Origin of the sequence: Brevibacterium sp. UCMA 11754 (genome assembly GCF_021532275.1) — a bacterium.
GTDB lineage: Bacteria > Actinomycetota > Actinomycetes > Actinomycetales > Brevibacteriaceae > Brevibacterium.
In genome coordinates, this window is record NZ_JACBOT010000009.1 from 111410 (window position 1) to 128412 (window position 17003).

Consider the following 17003-nt stretch of genomic DNA (forward strand, 5'->3'; position numbering starts at 1 on the left):
CTCAGCCGCGTTCCCTGCTCGAGGCTCCGAGCTTGTCCACCGCGCCGGCTGCTGCCGCAGCTCCCAGGACTGCGGCCGCCTTGTTCTGCGATTCCTGATATTCGGTCTCGGGAACCGAATCGGCGACGAGCCCACCGCCGGCATAGACGCTCATGACCGAGTCACGCAGGACTCCGGTGCGGATGGCGATCGCCAGGTCGAGGTCGCCGGTGAACGACATGTAGCCGACGACTCCCCCATATATTCCGCGGCCGATGGTTTCGAGCTCGTCGATGATCTGCAGAGCGCGGGGTTTCGGCGCTCCGGAGAGGGTGCCTGCCGGGAACGTAGCACGCAGCACCTCTACGGCTCCGTGTCCTGGTGCGAGCTCTCCGCGCACGGTCGAGGAGATGTGCATGATGTGGCTGTAACGCACGATGTCCATGAACTCACTGACATCGACTGTGCCTGCCCGACAGACCTTTGCGAGGTCGTTGCGGGCAAGGTCGACGAGCATGAGGTGTTCGGCACGTTCCTTCTCGTCGCTGATGAGGTCTCTGGCCAGTGCGGAGTCCTCTTCGGTCGTAGCGCCTCGAGGGCGCGAGCCGGCAATCGGGTGGGTGACGACGTCACCGGAGCGGACCGTGACGAGAGCTTCCGGGGACGAGCCGATGATGCTGGCAGGCTGTCCCTGGTCGTCATGGAGGTTGAGCAGGTACATGAATGGGCTGGGATTCGAATGGCGCAGCATCCGATAGACGGTCAGCGGGTCGGCTGTGCAGTCGATGTCGAAGCGCTGGCCGAGGACAACCTGGAAGATCTCTCCATCGACGATCTCGCGTTTGGCCTGTTCGACATTGTCGAGGTAGACCTGCGGGTCGGTGCGGGTCGACACCTCGGGTTTGACGAAGTGCGTGCTCAGGATCTCGGCGTCGCTGGGCCTGCTGATCCTCGACAGCATCGCCTCGATCCGATCGATGCCTGCGTGGTAGGCATCGTCGATGCCGGTATCGGCACCATTGACGTTGAATACGTTGGCCACGAGGGTGAGAGTTCCGGAGTAGTGGTCATAGACCGCGATGTCGCCGGGGATCATCAGCTGCACGGTCGGGAGGTGGTGTTCGTTGGCTCGGGCGGGGCCGAGCCTCTCGAACTGCCGCACGATGTCCCAGCCGAAGTATCCGACGAAGCTTGAGACCATCGGTGGAAGAGCCGACTCGGTCCCGTCGACGGCGAGCAGTTCGAGGGTCGCCGTGACCGCGTCCAAAACGCTGCCTTCGGTCGGGATCCCCACCGGAGGTGTGCCCTCCCACCGAAAGCTCTCGCCCTCGGAGATCAGTGTGGCGACAGGTGCGGAGCCGATGAACGAGTAGCGCGCCCATGCTCCGGACACGGCCGACTCGAAGAGAAAGCTGCCAGGACCGCCGTCCGTGAGTTTGCGGTACAGGCTCAGCGGGGTCTCGGAGTCGGCGAGGACTTCCGCGTGGACTGGCACCAAGCGGTGATCGGCGCCCGAAGCGCGGAACTCATCGAGGCTGGGCCGGATCGTCAGCCCGGTGTCGGTCGTGCGTGTGTCAGTTGGCACTGATGGTCCTTCCGGTGAAGCACGTCGGGGTCAGGGTGTGGCAGGCGGGCCCGGTCTGTTCGACCTCCATAAGCAGAGCGTCCGCATCGCAGTCGAGGCTCAGGGATGCCACCTTCTGAGTGTGTCCAGAGGTCTCGCCTTTGACCCAGTATTCCTGGCGGGACCGCGACCAGTACACTGCGGCACCGCTGCTCAGGGTGCGTTCGATGGCTTCGGTGTCCATCCAGGCCATCATGAGGACCTCACGGGTGGTGACCTCTTGGACGATGACGGGAATGAGCCCGTCTGCGTTTACCGTGATCAGTTCGCGCCAGTTCTCCGGAGTGGCATCGATCTGGGCGGCAGAATCGTGTGTGCTCAACGGACTTCGATCCCTTCCTTGCGCAGTGCGTCCTTGACTTCGCCGATGCTCAGTGTCCCGAAGTGGAAGACACTCGCGGCCAGCAGCGCGTCGGCCCCGGCAGCCACGGCCGGAGCGAAGTGTTCGACTCGGCCGGCTCCTCCGGACGCGATCAGCGGAACGTCGACGGCGGCCCGCGCGGCGGCGATGAGTTCGAGATCGAAGCCGTCACGGGTGCCGTCCGCGTCGATGGAGTTGAGGAGGATCTCGCCGACGCCGCGCTCGGCCGCCTCGGTGATCCAGTCGATCGCGCAGCGACCGGTTCCCTCACGGCCACCGCGGGTGGTGACTTCGAAGCCAGAGGGCGTCTGCGTCCCCTGCGCGCGTCTGGCGTCGAGAGACAGGACGAGGACCTGGTTGCCGAAGTGGTGGGCGATATCGCTGATGAGCTGGGGGTTCGCGACAGCGGAGGTATTGACGGAGACCTTGTCTGCCCCATCGCGCAGCAGGCGGTCGACGTCGGTGACGCTGCGGATTCCGCCGCCGACGGTCAGCGGAATGAAGACCTCTTCGGCACAGGCCCGGACGATATCGTGAACGGTCTCGCGATCACCGCTGCTGGCGGTGACATCGAGGAATGTCAGCTCGTCCGCACCGGATTCCCCGTAGCGTCGGGCCAATTCGACCGGATCGCCGGCGTCCTTGAGGTCCGCGAACTTCACTCCCTTGACGACCCGTCCTTCGTCGACGTCGAGGCACGGAATGACTCTGATGGCAACCATGTGACTCTCCTAGATTCCTTGTCGACGTTCAGATTCCGAGGGTGCGATACCGCTCCATCCGGCGCGCCAAGCGGCGGTCGGATGGTTCACGCATGAGCTCGATGAGTTCGTACTCCAGTGTCGCACCCACCCGGGACACGAAGTCCAATGGCTCCGCACTGGCATCTGGATGCTCGGCGATGATGCGATCGACGACTCCCGTCGCCTTGAGCATGGGTGCATGCACACCTTGGCTCTGGGCCATCTCCGGCGCGCGGTCGGTCGTCCGGTGCACGATCGCCGAGGCGCCTTCCGGGGGCAGGGGCGAAAGCCACCCGTTTTCGGCACTGAGCACTCGATCCGCGGGAATCAGTGCGAGGGCTCCCCCGCCTGACCCCTCACCGAGGATGAGGGACACCGAGGGTGCATCGAGGTTCGCGAGGTCGGCGAGGCTGCGGGCGATCTCGCCGGCGATTCCGCCCTCTTCAGCAGATTTCGAGAGTGCAGCACCAGGGGTGTCGATGACGGTCACCAGCGGCAGATCGAGTTCAGCGGCCAAACGCATCCCGCGCCTGGCCTCTCGCAGTGCCGCTGGCCCGAGAGGTGCCCGGGAATCCTGGCGGAAACGATCCTGACCGAGGACGATGCACGGGGCGGAGCCGAACTTCGCCAGCGCCAACAGGAGTCCCGGGTCCTTCTCGCCTTGTCCGGTGCCGTTGAGGGGCAGCACGGTGTTGGCCGCGGTGCGCAGCAGGTCGCGAACTCCGGGACGATCGGCGTTGCGGGAACGGGTGATCGCATCCCAGGCGTCGGAGTCCGGATCGACGATCTCGGGGCGTGTGTCCGGGTCGGCGACGCGCGGCGGAATCTCCTTGGCGCCCATGAGCACGTCGAGGACTCGGGCGACGGTGGTCTGGATCCGTTCGGGACTGATCACTGCGTCGATGATCCCGTGCTTGTGCAGGTTCTCACCCGTCTGCACGTTCTCGGGGAACTTCTCTCCGTAGATGGCCTCAAAGACGCGCGGGCCGAGGAAGCCGATGAGTGATCCAGCCTCGGCGACGGTGACATGGCCCATCGAACCCCAGGAGGCGAACACGCCGCCTGTGGTGGGATGCCGCAGGTACACGAGGTAGGGCAGGGCTGCCCGACGATGGGCCATCACGGCATTGGTGATCTTGACCATCGACAGGAATGCGATCGTGCCCTCCTGCATCCTGGTCCCGCCCGAGGCAGGCCCGGCCAGCAGCGGCAGTCCTTCGAGCGTGGCGCGTTCGATCGCGTCGACGAGCCGCTGAGCCGCGGCGACGCCGATCGAACCGGCCAGGAACCGGAATTCTCCGGCGACGATGGCGACGCGCCGGCCCTCGATCATGCCCTCTCCGGTGATGACGGCCTCATCGACTCCGGATTTCTCCCTGGCGGCGGCGAGTTCGGCCGCGTATTCCTCGGAGATGCCCCCGGCGGGCCTGATCGGGGTCGTATCCCAAGACACGAAGGATCCGTCATCTACGACAATGTCGACGAGTTCATGTGCATTCAACCGTGCCACGTGCTTATCTCCTGCTTCAGATGTGTCTGACCAACGGTAAATCTGACGAACGGTAAAGCGGTGTTGGGCCACCAGCTGCGGATTGCCGCCACCTGCGGATCAGAGGGCGCAGCTGGTGGTCAGGGTCCTCAACTGTCCGAATCGAGCCAGGACACGATCGCCTCGGCGTCCTCGTTCAGCAGAGGCGGTGCATCGTGAGCGGTCCTCGTGGTTTCGACCTCGGCCTCGCCGTCCGCGTCGAAGAACCGCAGCGGTGGTCCTGGCAGGTCGATGTCACCGAGGACGGGATGGTCGACGGAGACCTTGAGTCCCTGGCTCAGCGCCTGGTCCCACGAGTAGACCTCTTCGAGGGTGCGCACGGTGCCGGAGGGGATTCCTGCGCCTGCGAGTTTGGCGAGCAGCTCGTCCGATCCGTAGGCGGCGAACTTGCTTTCGATGAGTTCGATCACGGCCGGACGGTTCGCGACACGAGCGGAGTTGTCGCCCATGCCCTCGGTCGCCGGGTCGATGTCGAATGCGGCGCAGAACTTCTTCCACAGGTTCTCGTTGCCCACGGAGATCTGCACGGCACCTTCGTGGCAGTTGAAGAGTCCGTAGGGAGAGAGCGACGGATGGTGGTTGCCACCGGGCTCGGGGTTCTGCCCGGCCACCGTGGCGCGTGTGCCTTGGAAGGCGTGGACTCCGACCATGCCGGCGATGAGCGAGGTCCGCACGACCTTGCCCTTGCCCGTGCGCTCTCGTTCGAGCAGGGCCGCGAGAACGCCGTAGGAGCCGTAGATGCCTGCGAGGAGGTCTGCGATGGGAACGCCGACGCGCTGCATGTCGTCGGGTCCGGATCCTGTCAGCGACATGAGTCCGGCCTCGCCCTGGGCGATCTGGTCGTATCCTGCGCGCGAGGATTCGGGTCCGTCGTGGCCGAAGCCGGTGATCGAGAGGAGCACGAGGCGGGGGTTGATCTCCATGCACACGGCGGTGGAGAAGCCGAGCCGATCGAGGACGCCGGAGCGGAAGTTCTCGATGAGCACATCGGCGCGGGAGATCAGTTCCCGCAGCGTCTCCTTGCCGGTGTCCGACTTGAGGTCGAGGGCGATGGATTCCTTGTTGCGGTTGCAGGAGAAGAAGTAGGTGGCCTGAGGATCTTCCTCGGGACCGACGAACGGAGGACCCCAGGACCGGGAGTCGTCCCCCTTGCCCGGGTTCTCGACCTTGATCACTCGGGCGCCGAGGTCACCGAACATCATTCCCGCGTGCGGGCCGGCCAATGCGCGGGAGAGATCGATGACCGTGTATCCGGTCAGTGGGCCTTCGACCCCTGTGATTGTGTCGTTCGACATTCCTATTCCTCCTTGAAGTGGGTCCATCTAGCGATGAGCATACGCAATCGCTGACATTCCTCGTGGGCTCGGGGCCCGTCCGCGTGCTGGATCGCCATCACGGCGTATGTGGTTCCGTCTGTCAGATCGAGGGTCGGCCATGGGTCGTCGCCCTCGGGTGAGAAGGCGACGCCGAGGATCTGGCCCCACGCGAAGGTGCGTGTCCTGACCATGTTCTTCACGACCAGGCCGGCTTCGCTGGGTCGGGCCTGGATGTCGGCGACGCGCAGCAGGGCCGCAGCGAAGATGATCCCGAGCAGGTTCATCCAGACGGTGTCGAGCGGGGTCCAGGGGTTCCAGTCCACGACGAGCAGGGCGACGGAGAGCACCGCGAAGCCGATGAACACCGCCACTGCGCCGACGGTGCTGATGATGCGCACCTGGCGGGGCCTGAAGACGCGGAATTCAGATTCGGCAGGCGCCAATGTTCGTCACCAGAATCGCACGGGCACCGACTGCGTAGAGACGGTCCATGACATTGTTGACCTCTTTGGATTCGACCATGACACGCGCGGCCACCCAGCCCGTCTCCTGCAGCGGGGAGATCGTGGGTGATTCGAGGCCGGGCGTGAGTCCGAGGGCCTCAGGCAGAAGGCGCTCTTCGATGTTGTAGTCGACGAGAACGTACTGTCGGGCCACCATCACGGATTCCAGACGGCGACGCAGCACCTCGATCGACTCGGCTGCTCCATCACGCTGGACGAGGACGGCCTCGGATTCCAGCAGGGGTTCGCCGAACGTCTCGAGCCCCGCGGCGCGCAGGGTGCTGCCGGTCTCGACCACGTCGGCGATGGCGTCGGCGACGCCGAGCTGGATGGAGACTTCGATCGCACCGTCGAGCTGAACGGTCTTCGCGTCGATGCCCCTGGCCTGCAGATCGGCGTCGACGAGGTTCGGGAAGCTGGTGGCGATGCGTGCGCCTTCCAGCTGGGTCGGCGAGGAGTAGGAACCGGTGACTCCGGCGTAGAAGAAGCGGGAGGCTCCGAATCCGAGGCCGATGACTTCCTGAGCTTCGGCCTTCGACTCAAGCAGCAGGTCGCGACCGGTGATGCCGGCGTCGAGGATTCCCGACCCGACGTAGACGGCGATGTCGCGCGGACGCAGGTAGAAGAATTCGACGTCGTTGACTTCGTCCTGATGGACAAGGGTCTTGCTTCCCCGACGGGTGGAGTATCCTGCCTCGCTGAGCATCTCGGAGGCGGCTTCGGACAGTGCGCCCTTGTTCGGCACGGCTACACGCAGCATGGTGTCCTTTTGTGTTTCATCGTCAACGGTTGTTTGGGGTTCGGCTGTGCCGGCGTGGAAGGCTACAGATGCGAGTTGACGTCGTCGAGGCTGAGATCCTTGGCGACCATGAGCACCTGCAGGTGATAGAGCAGCTGAGAGATCTCCTCGGCGAGCTCGCCCTTGGTCTCATATTCTGCCGCCATCCAGACCTCCGCGGCTTCTTCGACGACCTTCTTACCGATCGCATGGACTCCGGCATCGAGTTCGGCCACGGTCTTCGAGCCTTCGGGGCGATCGAGGGATTTCTGCAGGAGTTCGGCGTAGAGCGAGTCAAAGGTCTTCACGAATCCAGCCTAATACATCGCGACCGCCGCGCTCACACGGGGTCTCGGCCAGCGGGACGGCTCTCACCCGTCGCAGCACCCTCAGTTCTCAGTGCTGCGGTTGATGTCCGTAGCACCCCGATGCGGTGCGGAGATCGTCTGGCGTGATCGCTTCGACCAGTCGATGAAGCCGATGACGACCATGACGAGGAAGATGAGGTACACGGCCCCGGAGAACACGAGTCCTCCGGCCACTGCCAAGGGAATCCCGACGAGGTCGACGGCCAGCCAGACGAACCAGAATTCGACGATCGCCCGCCCCTGGGCATACATCGCCACGAGTGATCCGATGAAGATGTAGGCGTCCGGATAGGGATTCCAGGACCACCCTCCGAGGGCGAGGACGTAGCCGAACACCGCGGTGCCCAGCAAGAGGGCGCCGATCAGGAGCAGTCGCTCCTTCCAGGTCGCCCAGCGGACGAGGACCTCGCCGGAGGCCTCCCGGGACTTCTTCCACTGCGTCCAGCCCCAAACTGCGGCCACGATGATGACGACCTGGCGGGAGGCGTTGCCGCCGAGTCCCGCGGAGATGCTCGCGGCGAAGAGGAGGATGGAGCCCAGGATCTGGACCGGCCAGGACAGGATGTTCCGGCGCAGCGCGAGGACCACTGTGGCCAGAGCACAGATGTTGCCGAACAGGTCGGAGTACGGCACCGGTTTGCCCAGCAGTTGAAATGCCGGGGTGTTCAGCCAGTCGAGCAGTTCCATATCGGCTCTCTTCAGTGCACGTGGGATGCTGCGAGTTCACGCAGACCAGAGATCGCGGTGGCAGCGTCCTCGGCACCGTAGACGGCGGAACCGGCCACGAGCACGTCGGCACCGGCGTCGACGACGCGTTCGATCGTCGACGTGGAGACTCCCCCGTCGACCTGCAGCTTGATCTCAAGCCCGGCGGCCGAGATCGCTTCACGGGTCCGTCGGATCTTCGGCAGGCACACATCGAGGAACTTCTGCCCGCCGAAACCGGGCTCGACGGTCATGATGAGGATCTGGTCGAACTCGCCGAGGAGGTCGATGAAGGGTTCGATCGGGGTCGCCGGCTTGAGTGCGAGGCTGGCCTTGGCCCCCAGCTTCCGGATCTCCCGGGCCAGGCGTACGGGAGCGGCGGCCGCCTCGGCGTGGAAGGTCACCGAGGCGCAGCCGAGTTCGGCATAGACCGGAGCGTGCCGGTCCGCCTCGGCGATCATCAGGTGGGCGTCGAGCGGGATGGGGCTGATCGCCTGGATCCGTTCGACCACGGGAGGCCCGAATGTCAGGTTCGGGACGAAATGGTTGTCCATCACATCGATGTGCGCCATATCGGCAGTGCTGATTTTGTCCAGTTCACCACGCAGGTCCGAGAAATCGGAGCTGAGGATGCTGGGGTTGATCTCGATCGCCATTTCAGTTCGCCTTCCGCATCAGGGCCAAGAACATTCCATCGGTGTTGTGGACGTGGGGCCACAGCTGAGCGTACCGTCCTGCTCCCCGGCTCACCGAGGTGAACCCTTCGGCATCGGCACCTGTGATCTCGGCGAGGACGGCTGGGGCGTCGAGGATTTCGATGTCGGTGCCGCGAACGACGTCGTCGACGACGAGCACGGTCTCCGCGTAGTGGGGAGAGCAGGTGGAGTAGGCGACGACTCCCCCCGGAGCGCAGGCGTCCAAGGCCGCCCGCAGCAGTTCTCGCTGCAGTCCGGCCAGGGCGTTGATGTCCTCGGGGCGACGGCGGTAGCGGGCTTCGGGACGGCGGCGAAGGGCACCGAGACCCGAGCAGGGAACGTCGACGAGGACCTTCGCATATGGGCCTGTGGCGTCGCGGGCGTCTTGGACGCGGGTGGTGACGTTGTCGAGTGCCTGAGTGGAGGACCGCACGAGTTCGACCCGGTGGTCACTCGAGTCGAAGGCGTCGAGGGTGGTCCCCTGCTGCGTCGCAATCGCTGCGAGGACTGCGGCCTTGCCGCCGGGTCCGGCGCACAGGTCCGCCCAGGTGCCCGCCGGTGCCTGAACCTGTGCCAGTGCCAGTGCCACCAGCGCGGAGCCTTCGTCCTGCACACGGGCCCGGCCGGTGGCGACGGCGTCGACGTTCTTGGGCACGGCGGTTTCGAGGGTGACGCCGATGGGTGAGAACTCGGTCGGCGCTCCGGGCAGTTCGCTGCGGTCGATGAGTCCGGGCAGAGCGGAGACGCTGACCTTCGCGGCCGCGTTGTCGGCTTCGAGGAGTGCCTGCAGTTCAGACGCCTGCCGTCCGTGGCCTTTCAGTGCCTGTGTCATGGCCCGGACGATCCATTCCGGGTGGGAGTATTCGATGGCCTGTTCGCCCACTTCGGTGGTTCCTGCGGTGACGCGGCGAAGCCATTCTGCCCGGTCGACCTCGGAGATCCGACGCAGGACGGCGTTGACGAACCCGGATGTCTTCGGTGCGTAGGACTTGATGACGGCGACGGTCTCCGACAGTGCCGCATGGTCGGGCACGCGCATGGACAGGATCTGGTGGGCGCCGAGGCGCATGCCTGCCAGCGGTTCGGGGTCGATTGTATCGAGGGACCGGTTCGCCGCCTTGGCGATGATCGCATCGTAGAACTCCTGCTGGCGCAGAGCGCCGTAGGTGAGTTCAGTCGTGAACGCCGCGTCCTGGGAGTCCATATGCGTGCGGGCGAGCTTGGCGGGCAGGAGCAGGTTCGCGTAGGAGTCCTTCGTCTCAACGTCGACGAGGACCTCCCAGGCGATGCGTCGCGGCAGGTTCTTCGCCGGCGCCTGCTGCCTTCCCGAAGACGACTGCCTTCCCGAGGATGAAGGTCCTCCCGACTTCGGCTTCTGGCCCCGTGGCGGTTTCCCACCTGTTGCCGGTCTCTTCCGCGGCATGCGCTCATCTGCTGGCATCTGTCTCATGCTCCTTGCTCGGGGTCTGCCGCCGGCTCGGCGCTGGTTTCAGTGGGATCGAATCGGATGTCGCCACGGCCGCGGAGGAAGTCCACGGCAGCCATCCGTGCCTTGCCGAAGGGTTGGATCTCTGCGACGTGGACCCAGCCGTCGCCGCAGCCGAGGACGGCGGTCTTCTGCCATAGGGTCAGCAATCCGACTTCTGGAGGGGTGGTGACCTCGGGAGCGGGTGTGAGTCCGAAGAGTTTGGTCCGCTTCCCGTCGACGTTCGCCCATGGCCCGGGGCTGGGGCTGACTCCCCGGGAACGGTCGATGATCGCCCGGGCGGAGTCGGAGAAGTCGAGATGGGCGTCATCGATGCCGATCTTGTCCGCGTGGCTCGGCTCCCCGGACTGCGGGGTCATCACTGCGGTTCCGTCCGCGAGGTCGTCGAAGGCGGCGACCAGTTCGACCGCGCCTCGGTGGGCGTAGTCGTCGAGGGCGGCGGCGACATCGGGATGGTCCAGAGGCAGTTCGAGTCTGCGCAGGACGGGTCCGGAGTCCATGCCCTCGTCGATCTTGAACACGCTGACTCCGCTGCTGGCTTGGCCCGCGATGAGTGCCCGTTGGACCGGTGCGGCTCCACGATGGGCAGGCAGGAGTGAGAAGTGGAGGTTGAACCAGCCGAGCTCGGCGGTCGACAGCGCTGCCGGGCCGGCGATGGCCCCATAGGCGACCACGGCCACGGCGTCGACCTTGAGGGCCCGGAGTTCGGCGATGACCTCGCCGCGGAGTCGGCTGGCCTCGATGACGTCGAGGCCGAGTTCGAGGGCTCGTGCCTTGACCGGTGAGGGGGTGAGGACGCGTTTGCGCCCCACCGGGGCATCGGGTCGGGTGAGGACGGCACGGATGCGGTGCTTTGATTCGACGAAGGCCTCGAGGGCTGGCACTGCGGCATCCGGTGTTCCGGCGAAGACGATATCCACTTGAGGAATTCTACTTGTTCGCGAAGCAGTCGCAGAGTCCGGGCACCGAGGCACTCACAGCGACCGCGGATCGTCTATGCGGATGCGCACCTGGGGAAGCTTCTTCGCAGACCGGGAGGCGATCTGATGAGCCAGTGCTTCGCCGACCGCCTCTCCTGCTGCGATCGGATAGGCTGCGACGGCTTTCTGGTCATCACCGTCGGAGTCGCGGATGAGTTCGGTGAGGTCTGGGACGGCCGCGATGATGGCGTCGATGTCGGTGCCGGCGCCGGTGAGTTCGACGATGCGACGATAGGGCGGAAACCCGAGCTCGTAGCGATCGCCGAGAGCTCTGGACATGGTGGTGACCGGGTCGAAGGTGGTCACCGTGTTCCGGATCGTCTCATCGGTGTCGCCGAGGTAGACGACGCCCCCAGCTGTACGTGATCTGACGAGGACTGCCGCCCGCAGTCGTCTGCTGACTCCTTCATCGGTCGAGCGCATCCACGGCCCCGGCCACAGCGAGTCGAGCAGGATTGCGCAGGCGTAGCCACCGAGAGCATAGGGTTCTGCTCCGGTGGTGGCGACGACGATACGTGGGCTGTCGTCGATGGCGATGGGAATGTCATCGCCGCCGGATTCGAGGATCTCGATTCCCGGCATGGCCTTGCGCAGCTCCTCGACGGTCCGGCCCCTGCCGCGCACGATCGAGCGCACCTGATTCGAGCGGCAGCGCCCGCAGGAGAACGTATCGGAGTGGTAGCCGCAGGAGCGACAGGCGAAGGGTCCGACCTCGGACTGAGTGGTCAGCGCAGCCGAGCATTGAGGGCAGCGAGCAACCTCTTGGCATCTCGCGCAGGCGAACACCGGGTAGTACCCGGCACGCGGGACCTGGACGAGGACGGGTCCGACCGCGTTCGAGTCCTTGGCTCCGGGGCGCAGGGCACCGCGCATCAGCTGCCAGGCGCGTGAGGGGATGCGCTGCCAGGCGAAGGGGTCACGCTCCTCGTCGGGAACGTAGACGCGGGGCGCACCTTCACGGCGTTCGGGGCCGGTGGGGGTGGCGTCGCGAAGCCACCCGACCTCGACCAGGCGCTGGATCTCGGCGCTGCGATCGGTGGAGACGAACAGCAGTCCGGTGGTGTCGATGGTCGATCTCAGCAGGCACACTTCTCTGGCGTGCGGGTAGGGTGCGTGCTGGTCGAGGTAGTTCGGGTTCGAGTCGTCGAAGCAGATGATGAGGCCGAGGCCTGCGATCGGGGCGAAGGCGGCAGCTCTGGTGCCGATCGTCACTCGTGTGTGCCCCAGCAGGCCGCGTAGCCAGGCTTTCCACCTCTGCTCCGGTGACTGGTCTGCACTCAAGACTGAGTAGGAGGGGATGTCCGGGCTGGCGTCGAGGGCCGCCGAGAGGACTGCGAGCTCACGGTGATCGGGCACCAGCCACAGCACCGACTCCCCTGCAGCCAGTGTCGCTCGGGCAGCTTCCAGCCCGGCGGTGATCCAACTCAGCCCCGGCGTAGGGCCGGGAACGGAGGTCAGTGCCATCCGCGGATGCTCGGCGGCCGGGAAGTCGTCGTCTCGCTCGTGCTGAGACTCGTTGACCACCCATTTGCCGAGGCGGTCAATCGTGTCCTCGGCAGGCCCGTGATCGGCAGTCGAGCTCTCGGACGCCGTACTCGCGCCGCGCTGCAGCGTCTTCTCCGCCTTGAGCACAGCCTTCTCGGCGCGTGCATGGCGCGGCGGGATCGCCAGACGCAGGACATCGGAGAGGGTTCCCGCGTACCGGCGGGCAGTGGCAGAAGCGAGGCGCAGCAGTTCGGGGGTGAGCACGACGACGGGACTGGTGATGCGCTCGATCGTGGCAAGCGGTCCGATGTGGTCGGACTTCTCGACCCGCTCGAGGAGGAAGCCGTCGCGCAGTCTGCCGGCGAATCTGACTCTGACTCGCACACCGGGGCGGGCCGTGTCGGCGAACTTCTCCGGAACTGCGTAGTCGAAGGCGCGGGCCAAATGCGGCACAGGATGATCGATGAGCACGTGGGCCACGGGGTCTTCCGCTGCCAGCGGCACCTGCCCGATGGCTGCGGTGCCGGTGTCGATCGGAAGAGGTTCGTCCATCAAGCCGAGGAGACTGCGCGCAGCAGATCGTCAGCGCGGTCCGTGACCTCCCAGGTGAAGTCGGGGAGCTCACGGCCGAAGTGCCCGTACGTCGATGTCTGAGAGTAGATCGGGCGCAGGAGATCGAGTTCCTGGATGATCATGGCAGGTCGCAGGTCGAAGACCTCGCGAATGGCCCGCGAGATCGCGTATGGGTCGACCTTCTCGGTGCCGAAGGTTTCGACGTAGAGGCCCATCGGATCGACACGGCCGATCGCATAGGAGACCTGCACCTCGGCGCGGTCGGCGAGCCCGGCGGCCACAACGTTCTTCGCGACCCAGCGCATGGCGTACGCGGCTGAGCGGTCGACCTTCGAGGGGTCCTTGCCGGAGAAGGCGCCTCCGCCGTGACGCGAGTATCCGCCATACGTGTCGACGATGATCTTGCGGCCCGTCAGCCCCGCGTCGCCCATCGGCCCGCCGGTGACGAAGGGCCCGGCCGGGTTGATGTGGATGTTGGCATGACTGTCATCGAGACCGGAGCCTGCGATGACCGGATCGATGACGAAGTCTTTGATCTCGGCGTGCAGCTGTGCCTGATCGACGTGTCCGGCGTGCTGAGTCGAGACGACGATGTTCTCGATCGACACGGCTTCGTTGCCGTCGTAGCCCAGTGTCAGCTGAGTTTTGCCGTCGGGACGCAGATAGTCCAATGCACCGGTCTTGCGCACCTCGGAGAGCTTCTCCGCCATGCGTGAGGCGAGGTGGATGGGCACGGGCATGAGGACGTCGGTGGCGTTGTCGGCATAGCCGAACATGAGGCCCTGGTCGCCGGCGCCGAGGCTCGAACCGTGGTCGGATTCCACTGCTTCGCGGAAGTCCAGCGGGTTCGTCACTCCGGAATGGATGTCGGTGGACTGGCTGCCGATTGACACGGAGACGCCGCAGGAGTGACCGTCGAATCCGGTGTCGGAGGAGTCATAGCCGATTCCGGTGATGAGCCGACGCACGATGCCGGCGACGTCGGCGTAGGCTGCGGTATTGACCTCGCCGGCGACGTGGACGAGACCGGTGGTGACCATCGTCTCGACGGCGACCTTGGCGTTCGGGTCCTGACCCAGCAGATCGTCGAGGACGGCATCGCTGATCTGGTCACAGATCTTGTCGGGATGGCCCTCGGTGACGGATTCGGACGAGAAGAAGCGCAGATTTGATTGACTCACGCCGTCGATTCTACGCATTCCCAACGGCTGGCGAGAGCCTCGATGACCTTTTCCGAAACATCGTCCTTGCTGCCGGTGAATTCCGGGCCGGCGACAACTTCGTCACCGTCGACGCTCAGGATCTGGACGGCGTTGTCGTCGTGGCCGAAGGCCCTGTCGTCCGAGACATTGTTGAAGACGAGGAGGTCGACGCCCTTGCGACGGAACTTCGCCTTCGCATAGTCGAGTGCGCTGTGATGAGAATCTCCGGTCTCGGCGGCGAATCCGATGATGAGCTGGTTTTCGCGACGTGATTCGACGAGTCCCACGAGCACGTCCGGGTTCTGCACCAGGTTCAGAGTCATTCCCTCATCACCCGACTTCTTCATCTTCGAGTCGGTGCGCTCGGCCGGACGGTAGTCGGCGACGGCGGCGGCCATGATGATGGCATCAGCATCAGCCTGAGCTGCCTGCATCTGGGCTTGGAGCTCAAGCGTGGACTCGACTGTGGTGATCCGGACGCTGTCAGGCAGCGCCGACAGCAGGCCCGAGTCGATGTTGGCCGCGACCAGATCGACGTGGGCTCCGGCGGCGGCAGCGGCACGTGCCAGCGCAATGCCCTGCTTGCCTGAGGAGCGGTTCCCGAGGAATCGGACGGGATCGAGCGGTTCCCTGGTCCCGCCGGCACTGATGGCGACGCGTCTGTCGTTCAGCGGCCCGGCTGTATTCAGCACTGGATCGGTCTGTGCTGATCGGGCAGCGGCCAGCGCGAAGTCGACGATCGTGTCGGGTTCGGGCAGACGACCGGGACCGGAGTCCGGGCCGGTCAGACGCCCCACGGCGGGTTCGAGGACGTGGATGCCCCGCTGCTTCAAGGTCGCGATGTTCGCGACGGTGGCGGGGTTCTGCCACATCTCGGTATGCATGGCGGGGGCAACGACCACCTCGGCGGTCGTCGTGAGGACAGTGGCGGTCAGCAGGTCATCGGCGATACCTGCGGCCAGCTTGGCCAGGGTATTGGCGGTGGCCGGCGCGATGATGACGAGTTCGGCGTCCTGCCCGATGCGGACATGGTTGACCGATTCGACCTCGTCGAAGACATCTGTGGTCACGGTCTGTGAGGACAGCGCCTCGAAGGTGGCCGCACCGACGAAGTTCAGTGCACTGGCGGTGGGCACGACCTTGACGCTGTGCCCGAGTTCCCGGAGTCGCCGAATGACATGGCACGCCTTGTAAGCGGCGATTCCACCGGCGACGCCGAGTACGGTTCTCACTGGTCGCTGAAGTCCAGTGCGCCGTCGTTGCTGACAGCCGGCTGTGCAGGCTCTTGGGTGAGCGCACCGAAGTCGGCTTCGGTGACTTCGCGGGCCACGATCTTGCCTTCGTTGATCTCGCGGAGCGCGATCGACAGTGGCTTCTCATGGGTGCCCGGGGTCACCAGCGGACCGACGTTCTCGAGCAGGCCCTCTTGGAGCTGGGCGTAGTAGGAGTTGATCTGGCGGGCTCGCTGAGCCGCAATCGAGACCAGTTCGTACTTCGAGCTGGTCACGGCCAGCAGATCATCAATCGGTGGATTGGTGATGCCTTCAGGTTGTGCAGGCAATGAATGTCCAATCTAATCGGTAGTGGGTATACCCATCAATGATATGAGTTCTTCGGCCGCAGTGCGAACGTGGTCATTGACGATCGTGACATCGAACTCGGATTCGGCCTGCAGTTCCTGCTTGGCCGTGGTCAGTCGACGCTCCTGTTCGACTGCTGTTTCCGTTCCGCGCCCGGTGAGTCTCGACACGAGTTCCTCCCAGCTGGGCGGAGACAGGAAGACGAACAGCGCGTCGGGCATCTTGTCCTTGACCTGGCGTGCTCCCTGCAGATCGATCTCCAGCAGGGAGGGTATCCCCTGGCTCAGCTTCTCCTGGACCTGGGCCGAAGGAGTGCCGTAGCGGTGGCGTCCGTGGACGACGGCGTACTCGAGCAGCTCACCGGCAGCGATGAGCGAGTCGAATTCGTCATCGCTGATGAAGTGATAATGAACACCATCGATTTCGCCGGGTCGCCGCGGCCGCGTGGTGGCGGAGACGGAGAACCAGACCTCGGGATGATGATCTCTGATGTACGCGCTGATGGTGCCTTTTCCGACCGCGGTAGGTCCCGCGAGGACGGTCAGTCGATTATTCACAGATCTATTGTTCACACATTCAGGAGTATTTCTCCAACAGGGCATTTTTCTGGTGTACGCCCAGGCCCTTGATCCGACGTGACGATGCGATGCCGACGTCGTCCATGGCCGCTTCCGCGCGTCGGTCGCCGACGCCGGGCAGTGATCTCAGCAGATCGACGACGCGCATCTTCGCGAGTGCCTCGTCCGCGCCGGCCTTCTTCAGCACAGCTGCGAGATCGGTTTGACCATTCTTCAGCGCTGTCTTGACCTCGGCTCGCGCCTGACGCGCTTTGAAGGCCTTGTCCAGAGCGGCTGAACGCTGTTGCGGGGTCAAAGGTTCGAGTGCCACATTATCTCCTCTGTCACCATGAACGGGCAGGTAGGGAAGTTGCTTCAGTCTAAAACAAAAACCCTCGTGAGAGGCATAAAGAGCAAAAGAAAACTCAAGTCTCTGCAGAACCGGCCGAACCGGGCCCGTCGCGTCCTACCTCAGACGACGTCCCCCAACCGGTGCCGACCATTCGATGCACGCCTTGC

18 protein-coding genes are annotated in these 17003 nt (G+C 64.9%); all 18 read right to left on the bottom strand.

Annotated elements, in window-relative coordinates:
- Window position 1 precedes the first annotated feature (1 nt).
- On the bottom strand, window positions 2–1564 hold the full coding sequence (gene trpE, locus HX613_RS05145; RefSeq protein WP_235344354.1) for an anthranilate synthase component I: 1563 nt from the start codon (window positions 1562–1564) through the stop codon (window positions 2–4).
- Entirely contained in the window at window positions 1554–1925 is a 372-nt protein-coding gene (gene hisI, locus HX613_RS05150) for a phosphoribosyl-AMP cyclohydrolase (protein ID WP_198396273.1), read from the bottom strand. The genes trpE and hisI overlap by 11 nt, the downstream gene beginning before the upstream one ends.
- On the bottom strand, window positions 1922–2686 hold the full coding sequence (gene hisF, locus HX613_RS05155) for an imidazole glycerol phosphate synthase subunit HisF (RefSeq protein ID WP_198396274.1): 765 nt from the start codon (window positions 2684–2686) through the stop codon (window positions 1922–1924). Before hisF ends, hisI begins: the two co-directional genes overlap by 4 nt.
- A 28-nt stretch (window positions 2687–2714) precedes the next feature.
- The gene (locus tag HX613_RS05160) at window positions 2715–4217 is read right to left on the bottom strand and encodes an acetyl-CoA carboxylase carboxyltransferase subunit alpha/beta (protein WP_235344355.1); all 1503 of its coding nucleotides are present in this window, start codon (window positions 4215–4217) and stop codon (window positions 2715–2717) included.
- Window positions 4218–4345: 128 nt separating this feature from the next.
- Window positions 4346–5551, bottom strand: a complete 1206-nt coding sequence (locus HX613_RS05165; RefSeq protein WP_235344356.1) for a CaiB/BaiF CoA transferase family protein — start codon at window positions 5549–5551, stop codon at window positions 4346–4348.
- A gap of 2 nt (window positions 5552–5553) precedes the next feature.
- On the bottom strand, window positions 5554–5970 hold the full coding sequence (locus HX613_RS05170; protein WP_235344357.1) for a PH domain-containing protein: 417 nt from the start codon (window positions 5968–5970) through the stop codon (window positions 5554–5556).
- Between the two features lie 25 nt (window positions 5971–5995).
- Complete coding sequence (gene hisG / locus HX613_RS05175) at window positions 5996–6835, bottom strand: ATP phosphoribosyltransferase (protein WP_235344358.1); 840 nt, start codon at window positions 6833–6835, stop codon at window positions 5996–5998.
- Window positions 6836–6897: 62 nt separating this feature from the next.
- On the bottom strand, window positions 6898–7161 hold the full coding sequence (locus HX613_RS05180; protein WP_235344359.1) for a phosphoribosyl-ATP diphosphatase: 264 nt from the start codon (window positions 7159–7161) through the stop codon (window positions 6898–6900).
- Window positions 7162–7242: 81 nt separating this feature from the next.
- Entirely contained in the window at window positions 7243–7908 is a 666-nt protein-coding gene (locus tag HX613_RS05185) for a nicotinamide mononucleotide transporter family protein (RefSeq protein ID WP_235344360.1), read from the bottom strand.
- An 11-nt stretch (window positions 7909–7919) separates the two neighbouring features.
- Entirely contained in the window at window positions 7920–8582 is a 663-nt protein-coding gene (rpe, locus tag HX613_RS05190; RefSeq protein ID WP_235344361.1) for a ribulose-phosphate 3-epimerase, read from the bottom strand.
- Window position 8583: 1 nt separating this feature from the next.
- Window positions 8584–10071, bottom strand: coding sequence for an RsmB/NOP family class I SAM-dependent RNA methyltransferase (locus tag HX613_RS05195; protein ID WP_328284902.1), 1488 nt, complete (start codon window positions 10069–10071; stop codon window positions 8584–8586).
- Window positions 10068–11027 carry a methionyl-tRNA formyltransferase gene (locus HX613_RS22545; protein ID WP_235344362.1) on the bottom strand — a complete coding sequence of 320 codons (960 nt, stop codon included), beginning with the start codon at window positions 11025–11027 and terminating at the stop codon, window positions 10068–10070. The genes HX613_RS05195 and HX613_RS22545 overlap by 4 nt, the downstream gene beginning before the upstream one ends.
- Before the next feature lie 54 nt (window positions 11028–11081).
- Window positions 11082–13124 carry a primosomal protein N' gene (locus HX613_RS05205; protein ID WP_235344363.1) on the bottom strand — a complete coding sequence of 681 codons (2043 nt, stop codon included), beginning with the start codon at window positions 13122–13124 and terminating at the stop codon, window positions 11082–11084.
- The gene (gene metK, locus HX613_RS05210; protein WP_328284903.1) at window positions 13124–14326 is read right to left on the bottom strand and encodes a methionine adenosyltransferase; all 1203 of its coding nucleotides are present in this window, start codon (window positions 14324–14326) and stop codon (window positions 13124–13126) included. The genes HX613_RS05205 and metK overlap by 1 nt, the downstream gene beginning before the upstream one ends.
- Window positions 14323–15579: a bifunctional phosphopantothenoylcysteine decarboxylase/phosphopantothenate--cysteine ligase CoaBC gene (gene coaBC / locus HX613_RS05215; RefSeq protein WP_235344365.1), complete on the bottom strand. Its 1257-nt coding sequence runs from the start codon at window positions 15577–15579 to the stop codon at window positions 14323–14325. The genes metK and coaBC overlap by 4 nt, the downstream gene beginning before the upstream one ends.
- Window positions 15576–15908, bottom strand: coding sequence for a DNA-directed RNA polymerase subunit omega (rpoZ, locus tag HX613_RS05220; RefSeq protein WP_204235746.1), 333 nt, complete (start codon window positions 15906–15908; stop codon window positions 15576–15578). The genes coaBC and rpoZ overlap by 4 nt, the downstream gene beginning before the upstream one ends.
- 12 nt (window positions 15909–15920) lie before the next feature.
- Entirely contained in the window at window positions 15921–16484 is a 564-nt protein-coding gene (gene gmk / locus HX613_RS05225) for a guanylate kinase (protein WP_235344366.1), read from the bottom strand.
- 19 nt (window positions 16485–16503) lie between these two features.
- On the bottom strand, window positions 16504–16815 hold the full coding sequence (gene mihF / locus HX613_RS05230) for an integration host factor, actinobacterial type (protein ID WP_092108101.1): 312 nt from the start codon (window positions 16813–16815) through the stop codon (window positions 16504–16506).
- Window positions 16816–17003 lie beyond the last annotated feature (188 nt).

What these genes read in the sequence shown, in the direction of transcription:
- hisF (WP_198396274.1), bottom strand. Translation starts at nt 2,686, where the DNA reads ATGGTTGCCATCAGAGTCATTCCGTGCCTCGACGTCGACGAAGGACGG.
- HX613_RS05165 (WP_235344356.1), bottom strand. Translation starts at nt 5,551, where the DNA reads ATGTCGAACGACACAATCACAGGGGTCGAAGGCCCACTGACCGGATAC.
- hisG (WP_235344358.1), bottom strand. Translation starts at nt 6,835, where the DNA reads ATGCTGCGTGTAGCCGTGCCGAACAAGGGCGCACTGTCCGAAGCCGCC.
- HX613_RS05185 (WP_235344360.1), bottom strand. Translation starts at nt 7,908, where the DNA reads ATGGAACTGCTCGACTGGCTGAACACCCCGGCATTTCAACTGCTGGGC.
- rpe (WP_235344361.1), bottom strand. Translation starts at nt 8,582, where the DNA reads ATGGCGATCGAGATCAACCCCAGCATCCTCAGCTCCGATTTCTCGGAC.
- HX613_RS05195 (WP_328284902.1), bottom strand. Translation starts at nt 10,071, where the DNA reads ATGAGACAGATGCCAGCAGATGAGCGCATGCCGCGGAAGAGACCGGCA.
- HX613_RS05205 (WP_235344363.1), bottom strand. Translation starts at nt 13,124, where the DNA reads ATGGACGAACCTCTTCCGATCGACACCGGCACCGCAGCCATCGGGCAG.